This window comes from Bacteroides stercoris ATCC 43183 (assembly GCF_025147325.1).
Classification (GTDB): domain Bacteria; phylum Bacteroidota; class Bacteroidia; order Bacteroidales; family Bacteroidaceae; genus Bacteroides; species Bacteroides stercoris.
Genome location: NZ_CP102262.1, coordinates 353,015 through 376,767, shown reverse-complemented (window position 1 = coordinate 376,767; position 23,753 = coordinate 353,015). Strand labels below are relative to the sequence as shown.

The following is a 23,753-nucleotide window of genomic DNA, read 5'->3' as shown; positions in this document are numbered from 1 at the left end:
CTCAGCGGAAATATCTGGTTGGTAAGTTTTAAAATTAGCTATCTTTGCTTACCTTTGTTTTATGAAACCCGCACAACTCTTTCGTGCCATCCTTCCGGATGTGCTTATAGACAACTTTGATATTGTCAATTTCGACAAGAGTGCTGACCGTTTTGATATTTATCTTGATGAAAAAAAAGTTCAACTAAAAGAAGATAAGATCAATCCGGATATCATATCCTATGGTTTTGGTGAGTATCGTACAATCCAAGACTATCCTATTCGTGGTCGCGCCACTTATCTCCATGTTCGTAAACGTAAATGGCTTGACAAATCTTCCAATGAAATCTTCAGTTATGACTGGGATTTATCCGAATTTGACGGTACACGGCTCAATTCTGAGTTCGTCTCTTTTTTAAAAGAAGGAGATTGAATCTACTCCTGTGAGCATCAGTGTGCTTGCGGAACGTTATGGCGTAAAAGGGCAGACTCTTCGTAAACAATACAAGGAGAAAATCAGTGATTACCGGAACTGGGATCAGCTCGAACATGCGCATGACTATCTCCTTTATCCTGAAAATATTGGAGAAAAGCTTTCTTTGGATGAAACTTGCCTGAGCAATGGAGATGTTTATACGATTCTGACCAATAAAGCAGCTAAAGGTCGTAAGGGTGCTTTAGTTGCAATAGTTCGTGGAGTGGCCACAGATGCGGTAAGCGGAATCTTGCGCAGGCTTCCGCACCGGAAACGGCTGTCTGTCAAGACTGTCACTACAGATTTATCTTCAGCCATGATGCTGACAGTCAGAAAGGTGTTTCCTGCCGCAAAGCTGATCAATGACCGTTTTCATGTACAGCAGCTCATGTCTGAAGCTGTTGACCAGTTAAGAATACGCTATCGGTGGAAAGTACTTGATGCGGAAAATCAGGCTATCAGGGAGCATCGCCAAAAGAAGAAAGAAACAAAGAGTAAGGCGGAAAGGGAAAGAATAGGGAAATGGGAACCTGAAAGAATGGAGAACGGAGAAACCCTGTCACAGATAGTAAGCAGAAGCAAGCACATTATACTGAAACACTGGAGCAAATGGAATGAACAGCAAAAGACCAGGGCTGCCATTCTCTTTGATAAATTCCCCAAGCTTCTGGAAGGATACAGCCTTAGCATGAAACTGACAGACATCTTCAACAAGAAGTCAGGTCTCGATGAAGCAAGGCTAAATCTCGCAAGATGGTACAATGAAGTGGAAAAGTTTGACTATATGGAGTTCAACAAGGTACTTGATACGTTTTCAAACCATAGTACGACCATCATAAATTATTTTGAAGAACGATTGACAAATGCTTCAGCGGAGTCGTTCAATGCTAAAATCAAAGCTTTTCGAAGCCAGTTAAGAGGGGTGGCTGATCTGAAATTCTTCATGTTCAGACTGGCTAGGCTATACGCTTAAAAGAAAGCTTGCCAACCGGGGAAATCCGCTGACCCGGAAAAAGTTCCTCACTGCTTTATTACGACAAAAAGCCGTTTCCCGGAATAGACAAGGAGGAAACGGCTTTTTTGTTGTCAGTGTGCTTACTGTTATTCGGCACATGAAGTTGTGAAATGGATGCTCTTGGCCGTTTGCATCTGTGCTCAGGCCAAGAACGATCCGTCACAAACAAACATAAACAGGGCTGCTACTAATACTAGTTTTTTGTTTTTTACTTGTTTTTAATTAGGTTAATATATTTATTCGGTTTTGGTTTAGGTAGATTCTACTTTGATGTTGTGGAGTTAAACTTCACACAATATATATATCAAATGACGTGCCAGAGTGAGGGTGGAAACGGTAAGTCATTGCAGATTAGCACGCTATTTTTACTGTGAAGGTGCGCAGGGGTGTGAAGATGTGTGGAAGCGGTGTGGAAAGTGTGGAATAGAGTGTGGAGTTTTTCCACAGTTATAACTCTATTCCATATAATTTAAGTTTGTTGTAAAGTGTCTTTCTGTCTATCCCCAGCAGTTGGGCGGCGCGGCTTTTGTTATATCCTGTCTGCTTCAGGGCTTCGATTATCTGCTGCTTCTCGGTCTCTTCGTTACGGAGAGGCATACCTGCTGCGGATGGGGCTACCGGACTCTTCAGTTCGCTAAGCTCGTTCAGGGTGATGAGTTTGTCTTGCGCCAAAAGGGTGGCACGCCGGACGATGTTCTTCATCTGGCGCAGGTTGCCCGGCCATTGATATTCCAATAAAGCTTTGGATGCCTTTTCGTCAAAGCCGATGAGGTGCTTGTCCAGTTCACGGTTTGCCTGGTCCAGGAAGAAGTTTGCAAAGAGCAGGATATCCTCGCGGCGGTCTTTCAGTTGCGGCATACGCAGGGTAAACTCATTGATGCGGTGGTAGAGATCCTCGCGGAAAGTCCCTTTCTCGATGGCCTGTTCCAGATTCTCATTGGTGGCGGACACTAAGCGCACATCTACCTGTATCTCCTTGTTGGAGCCGACAGGACGTATTTTACGTTCCTGCAGGGCGCGGAGCAATTGTATCTGCACCTCGTAGCTGAGATTGCCTATTTCATCCAAAAAGATAGTGCCGCCGTTGGCAGCAACGAACGCGCCCGTCTTGTCGGTCAGCGCACCGGTAAAGGAACCTTTTACATGGCCGAAGAATTCGGAAGCCGCCAGCTCTTTGGGGATAGCTCCGCAGTCAATGGCTATGAACGGCTGTTTGGCGCGGCGGCTCAACTTATGGATGCGTTGCGCCACGTACTCCTTGCCTGTTCCGCTGGCCCCGTTGATGAGGACGGACATGTTGGTGGGAGAAACCAGGTTCACATAATTATAAAGTTGCCTGGCGGCATCGCTTTCGCCTTCCAGGTAGTCGGATGAAGCGTTCTCTGCACCTTTCCGGTAGGGATTCCCATTGCTTTCGGAACGCATGGTCTGTTTGGACGAAACAGACGGTCTGTTTGGGTCGAACGCATGGTCTGTTTGGGTCGAACGCATGGTCTGTTCCGAAGCAACGGATGAGGACTTCAGGGCTTCATCCATTTTCTTCAATAACTCGTCGGGGTTTACGGGTTTTGCAATGTAGTCGCATGCGCCCAGTTTCATGGCTTGCACGGCAGACTGTATGTCGGCATAGCCCGTCATGATGATAAGAGGGATGTGCAGGGAATGTTCTCCCAGCCACTTCAGCAAATCTATGCCGTCGCGGTCGGGCAGGCGCAAGTCGGACAGTATCAGGTCCACCGTCTCGGCTTCGATATGCTTCTGGGCACGGGCTATACTGCTTGCCGAACTGACTTGGAATCCTTTTTTGCCAAGCCATGTTTTCAATATCATGCTGTAAGTGATATCATCTTCTACGATTAATATGGATTTCATCCCTTCTGCTTTTTATCTCTTTTATGGCACAAAGGTAAATCGTTTTGTCCGATTTTAGTATATTTGCAGGCTTAAATTAAACAAAAAGACAGATGAAAAGAAATCTCATTGTATTATTAACCATACTGGTATGCGGCCTGACGGCCTGCAAACCGGGACAAAAGAAAGACGGAAATATGGAAAAAGAAACGAAGTTGAAGATTGAGACAAGTGCGGGTGACATCATCGTGAAACTGTATAACGAAACGCCGAAGCATCGCGATAACTTTATCAAGCTGGCCGAGGAAGGTACTTATGAAGGTACGCTGTTTCACCGTGTCATCAAGGACTTCATGATACAGGCGGGCGACCCCGAATCGAAGAATGCCCCGAAAGGCAAGATGCTGGGAGCGGGCGATGTGGGATACACTGTTCCTGCGGAGTTTGTCTACCCGAAATACTTCCATAAGAAAGGTGCGCTGTCTGCCGCCCGTCAGGGAGATAACGTAAACCCGAAGAAGGAATCGTCCGGTTGTCAGTTCTATATCGTGACCGGAAAGGTGTATAACGATTCTACGCTTCTCGGCATGGAACATCAGATGAACCAGGCACGCCTGAACAATGCTTTCAATGCTTTGGCGCAGAAGCACATGAAGGAAATCTACAAGATGCGTAAGGACGGTGACCAGGAAGGGCTGATGAATCTGCAGGACACGCTTATCGCGCAGGCTGAGGCTCAGGTGGCCGGCGAACCGGAGTTCCGTTTCACGCCGGAACAGGTAAAGGCATATACCACTGTAGGCGGCACACCGCATCTGGACGGCGAATATACCGTGTTCGGCGAAGTCGTTGAAGGCATGGATGTGGTAGATAAGATACAACAGGTAAAGATAGACCGCAGCGACCGTCCGGAAGAGGATGTGAAGATTGAGAAGGTGACTGTGATTGACTGATAAACAGAATTGCGTCAAACCTTTGGGAAGAGAGTCTCGCCCTGTCACACAAGTATGAAGATAAATAAGCATTGTTTCCCCAACGGCCTGCGGCTGGTACACTACGAGGATACCAGCACGCAGATGGTGGCGCTGAACATCGTTTACGATGTCGGTGCGCGCGACGAGCATCCCGAGCATACCGGCTTTGCCCATTTGTTCGAGCATCTGATGTTCGGCGGTTCGGCGCATATTCCCGATTACGATACGCCTTTGCAGTTGGCGGGGGGAGAAAACAATGCCTGGACCAATAATGACATAACCAATTACTACCTCACCGTTCCGAAGCCGAACGTAGAGACAGCCTTTTGGCTGGAGTCCGACCGTATGCTGGAGCTGGCTTTCAGCGAGCAAAGCCTCGAAGTGCAACGCGGTGTAGTGATGGAAGAGTTCAAGCAACGCTGCCTTAACCAGCCGTATGGCGATGTGGGGCATCTGTTCCGGCCGCTGGCGTTCCGGGTGCATCCGTACCGCTGGCCTACTATCGGCAAGGAACTCTCGCACATAGAGCAAGCCACGCTGGACGAGGTGAAGAGTTTCTTCTACCGTTTCTATGCTCCGAACAATGCCGTGCTGGCAGTGACGGGAAACATTTCATGGGATGAAACCGTTAAGCTTACCGAGAAGTGGTTTGCTCCCATACCCCGGCGGGACGTTCCGGTGAGGCAATTGCCGCAGGAGCCGGAGCAAACGCAGGAACGCCGGCTGACGGTAGAAAGAAACGTGCCGCTGGACGCCTTGTTCATGGGCTATCACATGTGCAGTCGCGAGGGTGCGGATTATTACGCATTCGATATTCTGTCCGATATTCTCAGCAACGGACGTTCCAGCCGTTTGAACCGCCGCTTGGTACAGGAACAGAATATCTTTTCCGGTATCGACGCGTACATCAGCGGTACGCGTGATGCGGGTCTGCTGCAAATCAGCGGTAAGCCTGCGGCAGGTGTGTCGTTGGAGCAAGCGGAAGCTGCCGTCCGTAAAGAACTGGAAGAGTTGCAGCGGTCTCCGGTAGACGGGCAGGAGCTGGAGAAGGTTAAGAACAAGTTTGAATCTACCCAGATATTCGGCAATATCAACTATCTGAACGTAGCCACAAACCTTGCCTGGTTCGAGCTGACGGGAAAGGCGGAAGATATTGACCTTGAAGTAGAGCGTTATCGCTCCGTTACGACGGAGCAGTTGCATACTGTGGCGCAGCGTACTTTCTGCGAAAGCAATGCCGTAGTATTATATTATAAGAGTGATAAATGACAGTCAAAGGGAGCGTTTTTCGTCTCTTTGCAGGAAGGGAAGGGCGCCGTTTGACGAAACGAAAGTTCCCTGTTAAGGAAACTTCGGTTTCCTTGTTGAGGAAGCTTCGGTTTCCCGTTGAGGAAGCTTCAGTTTCCCATTGAGGAAACTCCCGTTTCCCGTCGGGGGAACTCCCGTTTCCCATTAGGGAAACTTTGGTTTCTTACTAAGGAAATTCTGGTTTCCCGTCAGGGGAACAATGGTTTCTCCCTTTGAAACAAATTTTAGACAATAAGATGATGAATTGGATAGCCGGCTATAAGCAGCATTATAAAGCGTTGATATTTTTGGGACTTCCCATTGTTATCGGACAGGTGGGAGTAATTATTCTCGGTTTTGCCGATACTCTGATGATCGGGCATCACAGTACCGAGGAGTTGGGTGCAGCTTCTTTCGTAAACAATGTATTTACGCTTTGCATCATTTTCAGTACCGGTTTCAGTTACGGGCTGACGCCTATCGTGGGCAGTCTTTACGGCAACCGCCGCTTTGCGGAAGCGGGGCAGGCGTTGCGTTGCAGTTTGGTGGCGAATGTCCTGGTGGCATTGCTCCTTACGTTTATCATGACGGTGGTCTACTTCAACGTGGAGCGCCTGGGGCAGCCCGAGGAACTGATGCCTTTGATAAAACCTTATTACCTGGTATTGCTTGCTTCGCTGGTTTTCGTGATGCTGTTCAACGGCTTCAAGCAGTTTACGGACGGAATTACAGATACGAAGACCGCCATGTGGATATTGCTGGGCGGAAATACGCTGAACATCATAGGCAACTATATCCTTATCAACGGCAAACTGGGCTTCCCGGAGCTGGGGTTGCTGGGAGCAGGCATCAGTACGTTGTTCTCGCGTATTATGATGGTGGTGGTGTTTGCGTTGATTGTGCTGCGCGGCCGCCGCTTTATCCGTTACCGGATCGGGTTCTCCCGCATGGGATGGTCGTTTCCGGTGTTCAAGAAGCTCAATGCACTGGGCTGGCCTGTCGGTTTGCAGATGGGAATGGAGACGGCCTCTTTCAGCCTTAGCGCCATCATGGTGGGCTGGCTGGGCACTATCGCTTTGGCATCCCATCAGATAATGCTGACCATTTCGCAATTCACGTTTATGATGTACTACGGTATGGGTGCAGCGGTGGCGGTGCGTGTCAGCAATTTCAAGGGGCAAGACGATATGGAGAATGTACGCCGCTCCACATTTGCGGGTTTCCACTTGATAATGGCTATGGAAGTAGTGCTTATGAGCATCGTTTTTGTGATGCGCGGACAGGTGGGCGGCTGGTTTACGGATAGCGCAGAGGCTTCGGCGCTGGTAGCCTCTTTGTTCTTCCCTTTCTTGATTTATCAGTTTGGCGACGGACTGCAAATCAACTTTGCCAATGCGCTGCGGGGCATATCGGATGTAAAGCCGATGATGGTTATTGCATTTATTTCTTATTTTATTATATCTTTGCCCGTAGGATATTTTTGCGGTTTTGTACTGGGCTGGGGACTGGTCGGCGTGTGGATGGCTTTCCCGTTCGGTCTGACCAGTGCCGGGGTGATGCTGTGGCTGCGCTTCCGCTATAAAACGAGGACAAGATGATGCACGGGGCGATGCTTTGTCACCCTGTCGCTCCATAACTCTTTTATTACCTGTTTATGAATAGCGTATCGAAAGTAAAGATAGCTGTCGGATACACTCTGCTGCTGGGAGTGTTGTTCTTTTCCCTGTTCTTTGTGCACCGGGAGATGGAGCATCTTATGCTTTCCGATAACCGGGACGTGCAGTGGACGGACAGTCTCATCACGCTTCTTCGGAAGAAGGATGCGAACACCATTTACATGCTGCGCGTGTTGAGCGAGACGAACGACAGCATGGTCTCTACCCGGGAGATAGAAAATATTATCGCTACCCGGCAGGATTCGTTTGTGACAAACCAGCGCGTACAGCAGCGCATCATTACGCATCGCGACACGGTGGTTACCAAGCCCAGGAAGAAAGGATTCTTCCGCCGTTTGGGAGAGGTGTTCGTGCCGCCTAAGAAAGATACCGCCATTCAGGTAAAGACTTCCCTCGAATATGCCACGGATACGGTGATTAACGTGTATAATCCGGTGGATTCCCTGCAGGAAAAGCTGCGTGCCGTGGCACAACAGCAGAAAGAACACATTGCGATTGTACAGCGCCGCAGGCGTACCTTGCAACGCATGGACCGAATGCTGACCGCCCGTATCGACAGTCTGCTGAAAGGCTACGAACAGGAAACCCTGCAGCGTGCCCGCAAAGAGGCGGAGTACCAGCAGTCCGTACGCCATCACTCCATTAAGACAATCAGCGGCATTGCCGTCGGTGCGGTGCTGCTTTCCGTCTTTTTCCTGATAATCATAGGGCGCGACATTACGCGCAGCAACCGCTATCGCCGCGAACTGGAAGAAGCCCGCCGCCGTGCCGAGGACCTGCTGGCCACGCGCGAGAAGATGATGCTTGCCATCACCCACGACTTTAAGGCGCCGCTCGGTTCCATCATGGGCTATGCCGATCTGCTCTCCCGTCTGACGGTGGACGAACGGCAACGCTTCTACCTGGATAATATGAAAACCTCATCGGAACATCTGCTGAAGCTGGTGGTCGATTTGCTCGATTTCCACAGGCTCGACCTTCATAAGGCGGAGATAAACCGGGTCACCTTCCATCCCGCCCGCTTGCTGGAAGAGATTCATGTCAGTTTTGAACCGCTGACTTCTGCCAAAAGCCTGGAGTTGCATTGCGATATTGCTCCCGAACTGGAGAGTACTTACATCTGCGACCCGCTCCGTCTCCGCCAGATTATCAACAACCTGCTGTCCAATGCAGTGAAGTTTACGGACGAGGGGAGCATAACGATGACGGCGCGTTACGAGGAACGCCGGCTGGTGGTGGCCATTGCCGATACGGGCAAAGGTATGGAACCGGCGGACAGGGAGCGGATTTTCCAGGAGTTTACCCGCCTTCCCGGTGCGCAGGGCAAAGAGGGCTTCGGACTCGGTTTGTCTATTGTGCGCATGCTTGTGCAGTTGCTGGAAGGAACGATTGACGTGGACAGTGTGCCGGGCAAGGGAAGTACATTTACGCTGCGTGTTCCCTTGTTCCCCGTACAGGTATCGGAGGATACCGGCGAGAAATATCAGGAGACGGAAACCGGAACTTCTTCCGCTCTTTCAGAGAGCATGCCCGCTTCTTCACAACCTTCGCTCCGTGTGCTGCTGATTGACGACGACCGCATTCAGCTTACGCTTACCGCAGCCATGCTCCAGCATAGCGGCATCGCTTCGGTATCGTGCATGCAATTGGACGAATTGCTGGATGCCCTGCGTTCCGATACCTTTGATGTGTTGCTCACCGATGTACAGATGCCTGCCATCAACGGTTTCGACCTGTTGAAACTGTTGCGTGTGTCGAACCTGCCCCAAGCGCAGGCCATTCCCGTGATAGCCGTTACCGCCCGTAGTGATATGAAGCCGGAAGAGTTCAAGGAATATGGCTTTGCCGGCTGCCTGCACAAACCGTTTACGGTGGCGGAACTGTTCCGGGAACTGAATGCGGAAGGTATCGGACAAACATCTGCCATGCGGAGCGAAGTAGCAGCAGCGGAGACGGTTGAGGCTTCATCGCCGGATGCTCCTTATGACTTCTCGGCACTCACCGCTTTCTCCGGTGACGACCCGGAGGCGGCAAAGTCCATTATGGAGAGCTTCGTTACCGAAACCCGCCTCAATGCCGAACGTTTGCAAAAGGCGGCGGATGCGGCGGATATGGACGAGGTGGCGGCCGTTTCGCACAAGATGATTCCTCTCTTTACGCTGATTGGCGCTACGGAACTGGTGGCGGAGCTTAAAATACTGGAAGGCTTGCGCGGTACTCCTTTTACAGCCGGGCAGAGGCAGCGGGCACTGCGTTCGCTTGCTCTTATCGAGGACATTATCCGCTTGCAGGCACGGGCGGATTAGAATAAGCAATTACGGTATAAGTGGTCGTAAACACCGGCGCAACATAGTATTTTTCTTTTATTAGGAACTTTATCTCAAAATTAATTGTTTACTTTGTACGAATTAATCGATGACAGCTTGACGTTCCAATGAGAAGAAAATGGTTAAGAGGGGCACTTTGGGTGCTTCTTACTCCTATTATCCTATTTGTAATATTGATGATATTGCTTTACGTGCCGCCCGTACAGAATTTTATACGGAAGCAGGCCACGGCAATAGCATCGGATGCTACGGGCATGAATATCTCCGTAGAGCGGATAGACCTTCGTTTTCCGTTGAACCTGCTTGTGCGCGGTGTTCAGGTAGTGCAGCCGGGAAGCGATACTATTGATATCCAACACCCCGATACCTTGCTGAACCTCGGAAGCCTGAACATCCGCGTACAGGCATGGCCCTTATTGAAAGGAAGGGTAGAGGTGGATGACATCACTTTGCAACGGGTGGCCGTAAACTCTTCCGGCCTGCTGGAAGGCATGCGCATAAAAGGTACGCTCGGACGGTTCTTTCTTGCCAGTCACGGCATAGACCTGAATAAAGAGGATGCCGTACTGAACCGGGTGGAACTGAGCGATACCCACGTGCAGGTGATGCTTGCCGACACTACCGAAACTCCGGAGGATACCACCGAAACCGCCTTGAACTGGCGCGTAGCATTGCATAGCCTGAAACTGAAGAATGTGTCGGTGGATTTGCAGATGCCGCTCGACTCCATGTCGCTGGCAGCCACTATCGGGGATGCAAGCATAGAGGATGCCGAAGCCGACCTCAAGCGGCAGTTCTATGGCTGGCGTAAGTTTGCCCTTACGGGGACTTCCGTGAATTATGATACGGGCACAGCCGTTCCTGCCGAGGGCTTTGACGCTTCGCACATCGCATTGCGCGATATCCGTATCGGCATAGATTCGGTGATGACCTGCGGCCGCGACATGAATGCCGTTATCCGAGAGTTCTCCATGTACGACCGTTCTGGGCTGACGGTGACTTCCCTGACCGGACGCCTCTTTGCCGACTCAGCCGTTATCCGTGTTCCCTATTTGCAGCTCAAGACCCCGCACAGCGAGATGAACCTGACGGCGCAGACCTATTGGAAACTTGTCGATATACCCACTACCGGACAGTTGTCCGCCCGCTTTAACGCCAATATCGGCAAGCAGGATGTATTGCTCTTTGCCGGCGGACTGCCCGAAACTTTTAAAGAGGCTTATCCTTTCCGCCCGTTGGTAATCCATGCCGGTACGGAAGGCAATCTGAAACAGATGCAGATTTCCCGTTTCACGGCCGAACTTCCCGGCGCTTTCTCATTGAGCGGCGGCGGTGAGTTGTGGAACCTTACGGATAGCCTGAAGCGTAGCGGAGGGCTTGATTTTGAGATGCAGACGCAAGACCTTAATTTCCTCACCGGGCTTACCGGGGTCACTCCCGACGGCTCTATCGTTGTGCCCGACAGTATGAACCTCGTAGCGCGTCTCGGGCTCGACGGGCCTCAATGCAATGCCCTGCTCAAAGTGCAGGAGGGCAAAGGCAGTCTGAATCTGGATGCCGCTTACAACCTGTCTACCGAGGTCTATCATGCAGACCTCGCCATAGATGCCTTGCAGCTTCATCATTTCCTGCCCAAAGATTCTGTTTATGCACTTACTGCGCATGTTGCCGCCAAAGGCAGGGGAGTGGATATGACTTCCCGTCAGACGACGGCTCTTGTGGAAGCCAAACTGGACGAACTGCAATATGCTCGCTGGAATCTGTCGGGTGTGAACCTGAATGCGGGGTTGAAATCTGCGGTAGCTTCTGTACGGTTGACGAGCGATAATGAACTGTTGAAGATGCAGTCTGAAGCTGACCTTCGTCTCGACCGTAAATATATGGACGGCAGACTGAACATGAAAGTAGAGGAACTGGACTTGTATAATCTGGGAATCGCATCCGAACCTTTGGAACATCCCGTTGCGTTCAATCTGGGAGCGGAAGCGCGTCGCGATTCCATTAAGTTGCGGATGGATGCCGGCGATATGGATTTGCAGTTCCGTGCCCGCAGCACGTTGGAGGAGTTGTTGGGGCAGTCGGACAAGTTCGTAGCCATTCTGACGAAACAGATAGAGGAAAGACGCCTTGACCATGCCGCCTTGCGGCAGGTATTGCCCTCGGCGGGCATGAAGTTGACGGCTGGGCAGGCCAATCCGGTCAGCTATTTCCTGAAAACAAAAAACATAAGTTTCAATGACTTCACCCTTCGTTTCGGAAGTACGCCGGCACGGGGCATCAACGGACGGACCGCCGTTCACGGATTGCGTGTGGACTCGTTGCAGCTCGATACGGTTTTCTTTGCCGTGAAGCAGGATACTTCCCGGATGATGCTGCAAAGCGGGGTGATTAACGGACCGAAGAATCCGCAGTTCGTATTCCGCAGTACGCTGACCGGTGAGATTCGCAGTGAAGATGCCGAACTGACCGTGAATTATGTGGACGGAAAAGGACAGACGGGAGTGCTGTTCGGCGTCAATGCCCGCCCGCTGACGGAGGGACATGGCAAAGGCAACGGAGTATTGCTTAATCTGACGCCTGCCGAACCGGTTATCGCATACCGTAAGTTCCATTTCGTAGACAACAGCAATTGGATATATCTGCATAACAACATGCGCGTCTATGCCAATATCGATATGGATAGTGACAACGGTTTGGGCTTCCGTATGCAGTCGGACAAGAACGACAGCATTTCATTGCAGAATATGAACGTGGAGTTGAGCCGTTTCCAACTGGGCGAACTGAGCGAGGTGCTTCCTTATATGCCCCGTCTCACCGGCTTGTTCTCTGCCGAGGCGCAGTATATACAGACCCCTACTTCCTTGCAGGTTTCAGCCGAAGCCAATATCGATGAACTGACCTATGAGCGGCAGCATGTAGGAGACATCGGTATGGGAGCCACATGGCTGCCGGGCGATAAGGGCGCTACGCATTATCTGAATACATATTTCAGTTATGACAACCGGGAAGTGATGACTGCCGACGGCATACTGACAAAGAAGAACGGAAAGGACACGCTGGAAGTGACTACCTCTTTTGAACACTTCCCGATGAAGATTGCCAATGCTTTTGTGCCCGACCAAATGATGTCCTTTACCGGCGACCTCGATGGCGGGATGTACATCTACGGACCGTTGGAGAAACCCAGGATGCACGGAGATATCACGCTGGACAGCGTATCGGTATATGCCCGTCAGGCAGGGGCCCGCTACTGGTTTGACGACCGTCCCGTACAGATTAGGGATAACCAACTGATATTTGACAAGTTTGCCATTTATACCACCAGCAAGAATCCGTTTACCATTAACGGCAAGGTGGACTTCCGCAATTTGGAACGTCCTACGGCGGACTTGAAGTTGCTGGCGGAGAACTATACGCTGCTGGATGCGCCGCGCACCCGCGAAAGTCTTATCTACGGCAAGATATTTGTCGATTTGAACGCTACGGTACGAGGGCCTTTGGATGCCCTGACCATGCGCGGTAACATGAACCTGCTGGGCAATACGGATGTTACCTATGTACTGACGGACTCACCGTTGACGGTGGAAGACCGTCTTGAGGGTTTAGTAACCTTTACTTCTTTTGCCGATACGGCTTCGGTGGGCACTGATGAGGCTCCCGCCATGTCTTTGGGCGGTATGGATATGATTATGTCCGTACATATCGACAATGCCGTGCGCCTGCGCGCCGATTTAAGTCCCGACCGCAGTAAATTCATTGAATTGGAAGGCGGCGGAGATTTGAACATGCAGTATACTCCGCAAGGCGATATAAGCCTTACCGGACGTTATACGCTTTCGGGCGGAATTATGAAGTATTCGCTTCCTATCATTCCGTTGAAGGAATTCCAGATTAACAACGGCAGTTATGTGGACTGGCGAGGCGACCCGATGAACCCGACGCTGAACCTGAAAGCGACGGAGCGTATGCGCGCTTCGGTAGCCGATGGTGATGACGGTGGTTCGCGCGTGGTGAATTTCGATGTGTCCATAGCTATAAAGAATCGCCTTGACGCTCCCGAACTTATTTTCGATATAACGGCGCCGGATGATGCCACCATTGAGAATGAGTTGCAGGCTATGGGAGCCGAGGAGCGCAGCAAACAGGCCATTGCCATGCTGGCGACCGGTGTTTATATGAACAGCGGTGTCAAAGGCGGCGGATTGTCTATGGGCAGTGCTTTGAACAGTGTTATCCAAAGTCAGATCAACTCATTGGCAGGCTCGGCTTTCCAAAGCATCAACGCAAGTTTCACTATGGGTATGGAAGACCGTACGTCAGCCGAAACGGGTGACAAGCAGACGGATTATAGCTTCCGCTATTCGCAGCGTCTTTTCAACGACCGTGTGCAGATTGTCATCGGCGGTAAGGTGACAACCGGCGCCAATGCCACGAATGATGCGGAATCGTTTATCGACAATATTTCGCTTGAGTACCGCCTTGATACGTCCGGTACGCGCTATGTCCGTGTGTTCTATGACAAGAACTACGAGAGTGTGCTCGACGGGGAAATAACGGAAACCGGAGTCGGTCTTGTGCTTCGTCGCAAAATGGACCGCCTGGGCGAACTTTTTATCTTCAGGAAAAAGAAGAAGCAAACTGTAGAATGATATGAAACGACTGATAGTATATATGGCGGGCATACTGTTGCTGGCAGGATGTTCCACAACCAAGCATTTGCCGGAAGGTGAAATTCTGTATACGGGACAAAAAAAGATGATTGTCGAGAACCGCAGTACCACTCCGGTAGGCGAGACTGCCATGGAAGAGGTTGAAGCGGCGCTTGCCACTGCTCCGAACAATTCTTTGCTGGGTAGTTCCACTATTCGCATACCTTTTCCTATGGGGTTATGGATTTACAATGGCTTTGTGAAATATGAGAAAGGCTTTGGCAGGTGGATATTCAACCGCTTTGCGGCAAAGCCCGTACTGATGTCTACTGTCAATCCCGATATCCGGCAGAAGGCGGCCGCCAATTTATTGCGCGATTACGGCTACTTTAACGGAACGGTCAGTTATAAAACGTTCATCGATCCGAAGGATTCTTTGAAAGCAAAGCTGCAATATACGGTGGATATGCGCAACCCTTATTTTATCGATACGGTCTATTATCACGGTTTCAGTGAGCGTACCTTGCGCATTATGAATATGAGCCGGCGCCGTTCGCTTATCAGTCCGGGAGAACAGTTCAACGTGACCGACCTCGACGGAGAACGTACCCGTATCAGTACTTTGCTGCGCAATGTAGGGTGCTATTATTTCCGTCCCGATTATCTGACTTATCAGGCGGATACGACCTTAGTGCCCGGCGGACATGTTGCCATGCGCATGGTTCCTGCTCCCGGCATGCCTTCCGTTGCCGAGAAACCGTTTTATGTAGGCAAGAAAGCTTTTTATCTGTATGGCAAGCAGGGACAGACCCCTAATGACAGTATCGACTACAAAGGCCTGCGCATCTATTATCACGACAAGCTGCGGGTACATCCCAATATGATTTACAGATGGCTGAACTATCAGGCGTATCGTCAGAAACGTCAGGTGCAGGACAGTACGGGGATTTCCCGCAGACGCTCCATGCAGCGCCTTTACAGCCTTTATCGCCAGACCCGCGTGCAGGAGCGCTTGAACAATGTAGGCATCTTCCGTTATCTTGAGATGCAGTATACCCCGCGTGATACGACATTCGTGTGCGATACGCTGGATGTGAATATTCATGCGGCACTCGACAAGCCTTATGATGCCGAACTGGACTTCAACGTAAAGATGAAAAGCAATAACCAAACCGGACCGGGAGCTTCGTTCACCGTAACGAAGAACAATGTGTTTGGCGGCGGTGAGGCATGGAATGTAAAGTTGGACGGTTCGTATGAGTGGCAGACGGGTAAAGACCGTTCTTCGCTGATGAACAGTTATGAAGTGGGGTTGTCTACCTCGCTTATGTTTCCGCGCGTGGTCTTCCCTCGCTTTGGCGACAAGGAGTATGACTTTCCGGCCACTACGACTTTCAAACTGTACATCGACCAATTGAACCGTGCCAAGTATTATAAACTGCTGGCGTTTGGCGGAAACGCTACATACGATTTCCAGCCGAAGCGTACGAGCAAGCATAGTTTTACACCGTTCAAACTCACGTTCAACGTACTTCGCGACCCTACGGAAGCCTTCAAGGAGTTGCAGGCGGAGAATCCTGCACTCTACGTCAGCCTGCGCGACCAGTTTATTCCGGTCTTTGAGTATATGTACACCTACGACAACGCATCTTTGCCGGGTGTGCGCAATCCTATCTGGTGGCAGACGACAGTGAGCTCGGCTGGTAACCTTACTTCGTGCATTTATCGTATTTTCGGAAAGTCGTTCAAGGAGAAGGACAAAAAGCTGCTGGGTGTTCCTTTTGCACAGTTCCTGAAGGTAAACAGCGAATTCCGCTATCATTATAAGATAGACAAGAACCAGATGATTGCCTCGCGCATTGCCGGCGGTGTGATATGGTCGTACGGAAATGCGCTGGCGGCTCCTTATACCGAACAGTTCTATATCGGCGGCGCCAACAGTGTGCGTGCTTTTTCTGCACGTAGCATAGGTCCGGGCAGTTATGCTCCGGATAAGGAAAATAAGTATTCTTTCATCAATCATGTGGGTGATATACGTATGGAAGCTAATGTTGAATACCGCTTCCGCATTATCGGAGATTTGCATGGAGCTGTATTCTTGGATGCCGGTAATGTGTGGCTGATGCGTAAGGATGAGTCCCGTCCAGGCGGCGAGTTCACTTTAAAGAACTTTGCCAGACAGATAGCTTTGGGTACGGGAGCTGGTTTGCGTTATGATATGGACTTTCTGGTTTTCCGTCTGGATTGTGGAGTGGGGTTGCACGATCCGTATGATACCGGTAAGTCGGGATACTATAATATTCCCAAGTTCAAGGACAGTCTTGCCTTGCATTTCGCTATCGGTTATCCGTTCTAAGGCAAACTGTGGGTTTGGGGCTGACAATAGTGAAGAATTGTGGCTAATAAGCAAACTAAAAGTAGAAGTATCTGCCATTGAGGCGGAGTTTTGTACGATTATGGAAAAGAATGGACTGAAATCTTCCTTTTTCTGATATAAATTTTACTACTTTTGTGCCTGTTATCAACCATGATACACTAACCTTTTTAAATAATAACTAATATGAAACCAACTTTATTCTTATTGGCAGCCGGCATGGGCAGCCGCTATGGTGGCCTGAAGCAATTGGACGGACTGGGGCCTAATGGCGAAACTATTATGGATTATTCTATTTACGATGCTATCAAGGCCGGATTCGGTAAGCTCGTTTTTGTTATCCGTAAAGATTTTGAACAAGACTTCCGCGATAAAATCATATCCAAATACGAAGGTCATATCCCGTGCGAATTGGTGTTCCAGGAACTGGATGCACTTCCCGAAGGATTCACGTGTCCGGCCGACCGTACCAAACCTTGGGGAACCAACCACGCCGTAATGATGGGTGCCGATGTGATAAAGGAACCGTTTGCCGTTATCAATTGCGATGACTTCTACGGTCGTGATTCTTTCCAGGTAATGGGCAAGTTCCTGTCTGAGCTTCCCGAAGGCTCCAAGAATGTATATTCGATGGTAGGATTCCGTATCGGCAATACATTGAGTGAAAGCGGTACGGTGTCTCGCGGTCTCTGCAGTACTGATGCAAATAATCTGCTGACTTCTGTCGTTGAACGTACCAAAATTCAGCGTATGGACGGTGAAGTGAAATATATTGATGATAACGGTGAGTGGACTGCTACTCCCGATACAACTCCGGTCAGTATGAATTTCTGGGGCTTTACTCCCGATTACTTCGCTTACAGTCAGGAATTCTTCAAGACGTTCCTCAGCGATTCGAAGAATATGGAGAACCTGAAGAGTGAATTCTTTATTCCTTTGATGGTGGATAAACTGATTAATGACGGTACTGCTACGGTTGAAGTGCTTGATACGAACAGCAAGTGGTTCGGGGTGACTTATCCGGAAGACCGTCAGAGCGTGGTCGATAAGATTAAGGCATTGGTGGATGCGGGAGAATATCCGGCTAAGCTGTTCTAAAAGAACGCCAATCTATTCTAAAGGAGCGCCCAGGCGATTCCCTTTATAAAAATATCCCCTCTTTTTCTTTCTGTTTTCCAAATCGGTTGGACAGAAAGGGAAAGAGGGGATTTCTTGAAATTTAAATGAATGCAGTTGTATGCTTTGAATGCATGATTGCATGAGAATAAAAAATAATATCGTTACCTTTGCAGTCTTGAACGATTAATTCATTGACACTATGATATCTGTAGAAGGACTGAAGGTGGAATTTAATGCTACTCCTCTGTTTGAAGACGTTTCTTACGTTATTAATAAGAAAGACCGTATAGCCCTTGTCGGCAAGAATGGGGCGGGCAAGTCCACCATGCTCAAAATACTGGCAGGTATTCAGCAACCCACTTCCGGTGTTGTTGCCGTCCCCCGCGAATGTACTATCGGTTACTTGCCGCAGGTAATGGTTCTCAGCGATGAACGTACTGTGATGCAGGAGGCTGAACTTGCCTTTGAGCATATCTTTGAGATGCAGGCCGACATCGAACGTATGAACCAGCAACTTGCCGAACGTACCGATTATGACAGCGAGGATTATCAGAAACTGATAGACCGCTTTACCCACGAGAACGAACGCTTTCTGATGATGGGCGGCACTAATTATCGTGCCGAGGTAGAGCGTACTCTTCAGGGGTTGGGCTTTTGCCGGGAAGACTTCGACCGCCCTACGAGTGAGTTCTCCGGCGGCTGGCGTATGCGTATCGAACTTGCCAAGTTGTTGTTGCGCCGTCCCGACGTGTTGTTGCTCGATGAACCTACGAACCACCTCGATATAGAGAGCATCCAGTGGTTGGAGAACTTTCTCTCCACCCGTGCCAATGCAGTGGTACTTGTCAGCCACGACCGTGCTTTCCTGAATAATGTCACTACCCGTACTATTGAAATAACCTGCGGGCGTATTTATGATTATAAAGTGAAATACGATGAGTTTGTGACGCTTCGCAAGGAACGCCGTGAACAGCAGCTCCGCGCTTATGAAAACCAGCAAAAACAGATACAGGATACGGAAGAGTTCATCGAGCGCTTCCGCTACAAAGCTACCAAAGCCGTGCAGGTGCAGAGCCGCATCAAGCAACTGGAGAAGATAGAGCGCATCGAAGTGGACGAGGAAGACAACTCTGCGCTGCGGTTGAAGTTCGTTTGTAGCAGCCGTAGCGGTAACTATCCTGTTATTTGTGAAGATGTAGCCAAGGCGTATGGTAGCCATGTCATATTCCACGATGTAAATCTCACCATAAACCGTGGTGAGAAGGTGGCTTTTGTAGGTAAGAACGGTGAGGGTAAGTCTACACTCGTAAAGTGTATCATGGACGAGATTACGGATTATACCGGAAAACTTACTTTGGGACACAATGTGCAGATTGGCTATTTTGCTCAGAATCAGGCGCAGTTACTGGATGAAAATCTTACGGTATTCGATACCATCGACCGTGTGGCGGTAGGGGATATCCGGCTGAAAATACGTGATATATTGGGAGCGTTCATGTTCGGTGGAGAGGCTTCGGACAAGAAGGTGAAAGTGCTTTCCGGCGGAGAGCGTACCCGTCTTGCCATGATTAAGCTGTTGCTGGAACCGGTGAATTTCCTGATTCTCGATGAACCTACGAATCATCTCGACATGCGCTCGAAGGATGTGTTGAAGGAAGCTATCCGCGATTTTGACGGTACGGTGATAATTGTCAGTCACGACCGTGACTTTTTGGACGGTCTTGCGACTAAGGTATATGAGTTCGGTGGCGGATTGGTGAAGGAGCACCTCGGAGGTATCTACGATTTCCTGCAGAAGAAGCAGATAGAGAGCCTGAATGATTTGCAGAAATCGCCTTCTTTGTCTTCCTCACCGTCTGCGGAAAAAACGGTTGCCGGCGGCAATGCCGGGGCAACGGTTGCACAGCCTTCCGCTGCAAAACTTTCTTATGAGGAACAGAAAGAACTCAATAAACGGCTTAAGAAGCTGGAACGCCGTGTAGCGGATTGTGAAGCAGAGATAGAGCAGACGGAAGCGGCCATTTCCATTCTCGAAGCTAAAATGGCTACGCCGGAGGGCGCTTCGGATATGGCGCTCTACGAACAGCATCAGAAACTGAAAGCCCAACTGGACAGTGTGATGGAAGAGTGGGATGCAGTTTCCTGCGAGTTGGAAGAGGCAAGGAAATAATAACATTTATTTTATATAAGTATGAGAGTATTTCATTTTTTACCCATTGCAGCATTCTGTCTGATGACAGGCGCTTGCAGCACCGGCAAGAAGCAGGCTGAGCTCACAGCCGGTATTCAGTTTGCCAACCTCGACACAACGGCCTTGCCCGGAACGGATTTCTACCAATACGCTTGCGGCGGTTGGATGAAGAACAATCCCATTCCTGCCGAGTATTCACAGTATGGTTCTTTTACCATCCTTGCGGAAAATAACCGTAAGCAGATTCAGGGACTCATCGAGGAGCTGGCTGCCACGCAGCACGAAGCCGGCAGCGTAGCTCAGAAAGTTGGTGATTTGTATAAAATCGTAATGGACAGCGTGAAGCTGAACAAAGACGGTGTGGCTCCCATTAAAGCAGAACTTGACCGCCTCGGTGCATTGAAGGACCGGAAAGAGGTTTATGCATTACTGGGCGAGATGCAGAAGAAAGGAATTGTGGCTTACAATGTCTTGTACGTAGGCGCTGATGAAATGAACAGCAGCATGAATGCCGTACAGTCTTATCAGGCCGGCTTGAGCATGGGTGAGCGCGAATATTATTTGGAGAACGATGAGGCTACTGCCAAGATACGCAATGCTTTTCGTGCACATGTACAGAAGATGTATCAATTGGCAGGGTTTGATGAGGCTGCTGCCAAGAAAGGCGTAGAAGTGGTGATGGATGTGGAAACACGTCTTGCCAAAGCTTTCCGTTCGCGTACGGAGTTGCGTAATCCGCATGCCAATTACAACAAGATGAGTTTGGAAGAACTGAAGAAGAATTATCCTACTTTTGATTGGGATGCTTATCTGTCAGCTTTGGATTTAAAAGATGTGCAAGAAGTTATCGTAGGTCAGCCCGCTTCTCTGAAGGCTGCTGCAGAAATTCTGGATACTCTTCCTCTTGAGCAACAAGGTCTCTATTTGCAATGGAAACTGATTGATGCTGCCGCAGGTACTCTGAATGATGCTATGGCCGAACAGAACTTCGATTTCTATCAACGTACCATGAGCGGTACGCAGGAAATGCAACCTCGTTGGAAGAGAGCGGTCAGCACTGTAAGTTCTGCTTTGGGTGAAGCGGTAGGCCAGATGTATGTAGAGAAATATTTCCCGGCCGCAGCCAAAGAACGTATGGTGACTTTGGTGAAGAACCTGCAGGAAAGCTTGGGTGAACGCATCAAAAATCTCGCTTGGATGGGCGATTCTACCAAAGTGAAAGCTTTGGAGAAACTGGCTACTTTCCATGTGAAAATAGGTTATCCTGATACATGGAAAGATTATTCTACATTGGAAATCAAGGATGATTCATATTGGGCGAATATGGAGCGTGCCAACGAATGGAGCCATGCAGAGATGGTGGCTAAAGCCGGCAAGCCGGTAGATAAAGACGAATGGCTGATGACTCCGCAAACCGTAAACGCTTATTATAATCCTACAACGAATGAAATCTGCTTCCCAGCCGGTATTTTGCAATATCCGTTCTTTGACATGAATGCGGACGATGCCTTCAACTATGGTGCTATCGGAGTGGTAATCGGTCATGAAATGACGCACGGCTTTGACGACCAGGGACGCCAATACGATAAGGACGGTAATTTAAAAGACTGGTGGACTGAGGAAGATGCCAAACGTTTTGATGAGCGTGCACAGGTGATGGTGAATGTGTTCGACAGTATCGAGGTTGCTCCGGGTGTATATGGTAACGGCCGTATGACTTTGGGTGAGAATATTGCTGACCATGGTGGCTTGCAGGTTGCTTATCAGGCATTTAAGAAAGCTACGGCTGCCAACCCGCTGCCTGTAATGAATGGTCTTACTCCCGAACAGCGTTTCTTCCTTGCTTATGCAGGCGTATGGGGAAACAATATCCGTCCGGAAGAAGTGCTGAACCGTACCAAGAGCGATGTTCACTCATTGGGTAAGTGGCGTGTTAACGGTGCTTTGCCGCAAATCGGCGCTTGGTATGAGGCTTTCAATATAACAGAGAACGACCCGATGTTTGTGCCGGTGGACAAACGGGTTTCTATCTGGTAACAGAGCGGTTGTTATAAAAGATTTCAGTCCCGTTGGAAAGGTGTGGATACCTTTTCAACGGGACTTTTTCTGCATCATTGTACAAAGGTATCGGAATTAATAATGAGTTCCTTTTTTAATTATACCTAATTTATTGTGTATGAATGTATGTGTGAATAAACAAAATTAGTAACTTTGCATTCCGAATAGTAAAATGTACGCATTACTTTAATACGCAAATCCATGTCTGAAACTAAAAGAATCAAAACAGCTCTGGTATCCGTTTACCACAAAGAAGGTTTGGACGAAATCATTACCAAACTGCATGAAGAAGGTGTAGAGTTCCTTTCAACCGGCGGAACTCGTCAATTTATAGAATCTTTGGGTTATCCCTGCAAGGCAGTGGAAGACCTTACCACATATCCTTCCATTCTGGGTGGACGCGTTAAGACTTTGCATCCGAAGATATTCGGAGGTATCCTTTGCCGTCGCGGATTGGAACAAGACATGCAACAGATAGAGAAATATGAGATTCCCGAAATAGACCTTGTTATCGTTGACCTGTATCCGTTTGAAGCCACCGTTGCCAGCGGTGCCGAAGAACCGGCTATTATTGAGAAAATTGATATAGGTGGCATTTCTTTGATACGTGCCGCTGCCAAAAATTATAATGATGTGGTTATCGTTGCTTCACAGGCTCAATACCAGCCTCTTCGCGATATGCTGATGGAGCACGGAGCTACCACTTCACTCGAAGAACGCCGTTGGTTTGCCAAAGAGGCGTTTGCCGTATCTTCTCATTACGATTCGGCTATCTTCAACTATTTCGATGGCGAAGAAGGGTCTGCTTTCCGTCAGTCCGCCAACAACCAAAAGACTTTGCGGTATGGTGAGAACCCGCATCAGAAAGGTTATTTCTATGGTAACATAGATGCTATGTTCGACCAGATACACGGTAAGGAAATCTCTTATAACAACCTGCTCGATATCAACGCTGCCGTTGACTTGATTGATGAATTCACAGATACTACTTTCGCTATACTGAAGCATAACAATGCCTGTGGTCTGGCTTCACGTCCCACAGTATTGGAAGCTTGGACAGACGCGCTTGCCGGCGATCCGGTATCCGCATTCGGCGGTGTGCTCATCACAAATGCCGTGATAGACAAGGTTGCTGCCGAGGAAATCAACAAGATATTCTTTGAAGTTATCATAGCTCCCGATTATGATGTGGATGCACTGGAAATTCTCGGTCAGAAGAAGAACCGCATCATTCTGGTGCGCAAGCAGGCTGCTCTGCCCAAGAAGCAGTTCCGCTCTTTGCTGAACGGTGTGCTGGTGCAAGACCGTGACCTGAAGGTGGAAACTCCCGAAGATTTGAAAACCGTAACGACCAAGGCTCCGACTGCGGAGGAAGTTGAAGATATGCTTTTCGCAAACAAGATTGTGAAGAACAGCAAGTCCAATGCTATCGTACTGGCTAAAGGCAAGCAACTGCTGGCAAGCGGTGTGGGACAGACCAGCCGTGTAGACGCTTTGAAGCAGGCTATTGAAAAAGCCAAGAACTTTGGTTTTGATCTGAACGGTGCCGTAATGGCAAGTGATGCTTTCTTCCCCTTCCCCGACTGCGTGGAGATTGCAGGTAATGAAGGTGTTACGGCCGTTATCCAACCGGGTGGAAGCATTAAGGACGAGCTCTCTTTCAATTATTGCAATGAACATGGCATCGCAATGGTGATAACAGGGTTCCGTCACTTTAAACACTGATTAAATTGAGAATTGAGAATTGAAAATTGAGGAATGATGCTTTCTCCTGCTTT

General features: G+C 49.3%; 13 protein-coding genes. 12 read left to right on the top strand and 1 reads right to left on the bottom strand.

Features of this window, described 5'->3' with window-relative positions; translation table 11 throughout:
- Nucleotides 1-61: 61 nt before the first annotated feature.
- Nucleotides 62-412, top strand: coding sequence for an ISAon1 family transposase N-terminal region protein (locus NQ565_RS01400; protein ID WP_005652318.1), 351 nt, complete (start codon nucleotides 62-64; stop codon nucleotides 410-412).
- 10 nt (nucleotides 413-422) lie between these two features.
- On the top strand, nucleotides 423-1,427 hold the full coding sequence (locus NQ565_RS01395; RefSeq protein WP_040315496.1) for an ISAon1 family transposase: 1,005 nt from the start codon (nucleotides 423-425) through the stop codon (nucleotides 1,425-1,427).
- Nucleotides 1,428-1,916: 489 nt separating this feature from the next.
- Here NQ565_RS01395 and NQ565_RS01390 read toward each other — a convergent pair whose 3' ends face one another.
- Nucleotides 1,917-3,341 carry a sigma-54-dependent transcriptional regulator gene (locus tag NQ565_RS01390; protein ID WP_005652314.1) on the bottom strand — a complete coding sequence of 475 codons (1,425 nt, stop codon included), beginning with the start codon at nucleotides 3,339-3,341 and terminating at the stop codon, nucleotides 1,917-1,919.
- Between the two features lie 92 nt (nucleotides 3,342-3,433).
- On the opposite strand from NQ565_RS01390, the gene NQ565_RS01385 reads away from it, so the two are divergent.
- The 10 genes from NQ565_RS01385 (at nucleotide 3,434) to purH (ending at nucleotide 23,700) form a co-directional block, all read left to right on the top strand.
- Nucleotides 3,434-4,273 carry a peptidylprolyl isomerase gene (locus NQ565_RS01385; RefSeq protein WP_005652312.1) on the top strand — a complete coding sequence of 280 codons (840 nt, stop codon included), beginning with the start codon at nucleotides 3,434-3,436 and terminating at the stop codon, nucleotides 4,271-4,273.
- Between the two features lie 54 nt (nucleotides 4,274-4,327).
- Nucleotides 4,328-5,563, top strand: a complete 1,236-nt coding sequence (locus NQ565_RS01380; protein WP_005652310.1) for a M16 family metallopeptidase — start codon at nucleotides 4,328-4,330, stop codon at nucleotides 5,561-5,563.
- A gap of 275 nt (nucleotides 5,564-5,838) precedes the next feature.
- Nucleotides 5,839-7,179, top strand: a complete 1,341-nt coding sequence (locus NQ565_RS01375) for an MATE family efflux transporter (protein WP_005652303.1) — start codon at nucleotides 5,839-5,841, stop codon at nucleotides 7,177-7,179.
- Between the two features lie 56 nt (nucleotides 7,180-7,235).
- Nucleotides 7,236-9,563 (top strand): hybrid sensor histidine kinase/response regulator, encoded by a 2,328-nt coding sequence (locus NQ565_RS01370; RefSeq protein WP_005652301.1) that lies wholly within the window; start codon nucleotides 7,236-7,238, stop codon nucleotides 9,561-9,563.
- 128 nt (nucleotides 9,564-9,691) lie between these two features.
- Entirely contained in the window at nucleotides 9,692-14,233 is a 4,542-nt protein-coding gene (locus tag NQ565_RS01365) for a translocation/assembly module TamB domain-containing protein (RefSeq protein WP_005652300.1), read from the top strand.
- 1 nt (nucleotide 14,234) lies between these two features.
- Nucleotides 14,235-16,589 carry a translocation and assembly module lipoprotein TamL gene (gene tamL / locus NQ565_RS01360; RefSeq protein ID WP_005652299.1) on the top strand — a complete coding sequence of 785 codons (2,355 nt, stop codon included), beginning with the start codon at nucleotides 14,235-14,237 and terminating at the stop codon, nucleotides 16,587-16,589.
- Nucleotides 16,590-16,793: 204 nt separating this feature from the next.
- Entirely contained in the window at nucleotides 16,794-17,705 is a 912-nt protein-coding gene (locus tag NQ565_RS01355) for a nucleotidyltransferase family protein (RefSeq protein ID WP_005652298.1), read from the top strand.
- 220 nt (nucleotides 17,706-17,925) lie between these two features.
- Nucleotides 17,926-19,896: a ribosomal protection-like ABC-F family protein gene (gene abc-f / locus NQ565_RS01350; RefSeq protein ID WP_005652295.1), complete on the top strand. Its 1,971-nt coding sequence runs from the start codon at nucleotides 17,926-17,928 to the stop codon at nucleotides 19,894-19,896.
- A 21-nt stretch (nucleotides 19,897-19,917) separates the two neighbouring features.
- Nucleotides 19,918-21,954 carry a M13 family metallopeptidase gene (locus NQ565_RS01345; protein ID WP_005652293.1) on the top strand — a complete coding sequence of 679 codons (2,037 nt, stop codon included), beginning with the start codon at nucleotides 19,918-19,920 and terminating at the stop codon, nucleotides 21,952-21,954.
- 222 nt (nucleotides 21,955-22,176) lie between these two features.
- A complete protein-coding gene (gene purH, locus NQ565_RS01340; RefSeq protein ID WP_005652292.1) occupies nucleotides 22,177-23,700 on the top strand; it encodes a bifunctional phosphoribosylaminoimidazolecarboxamide formyltransferase/IMP cyclohydrolase in 1,524 nt (507 codons plus the stop codon).
- Nucleotides 23,701-23,753 lie beyond the last annotated feature (53 nt).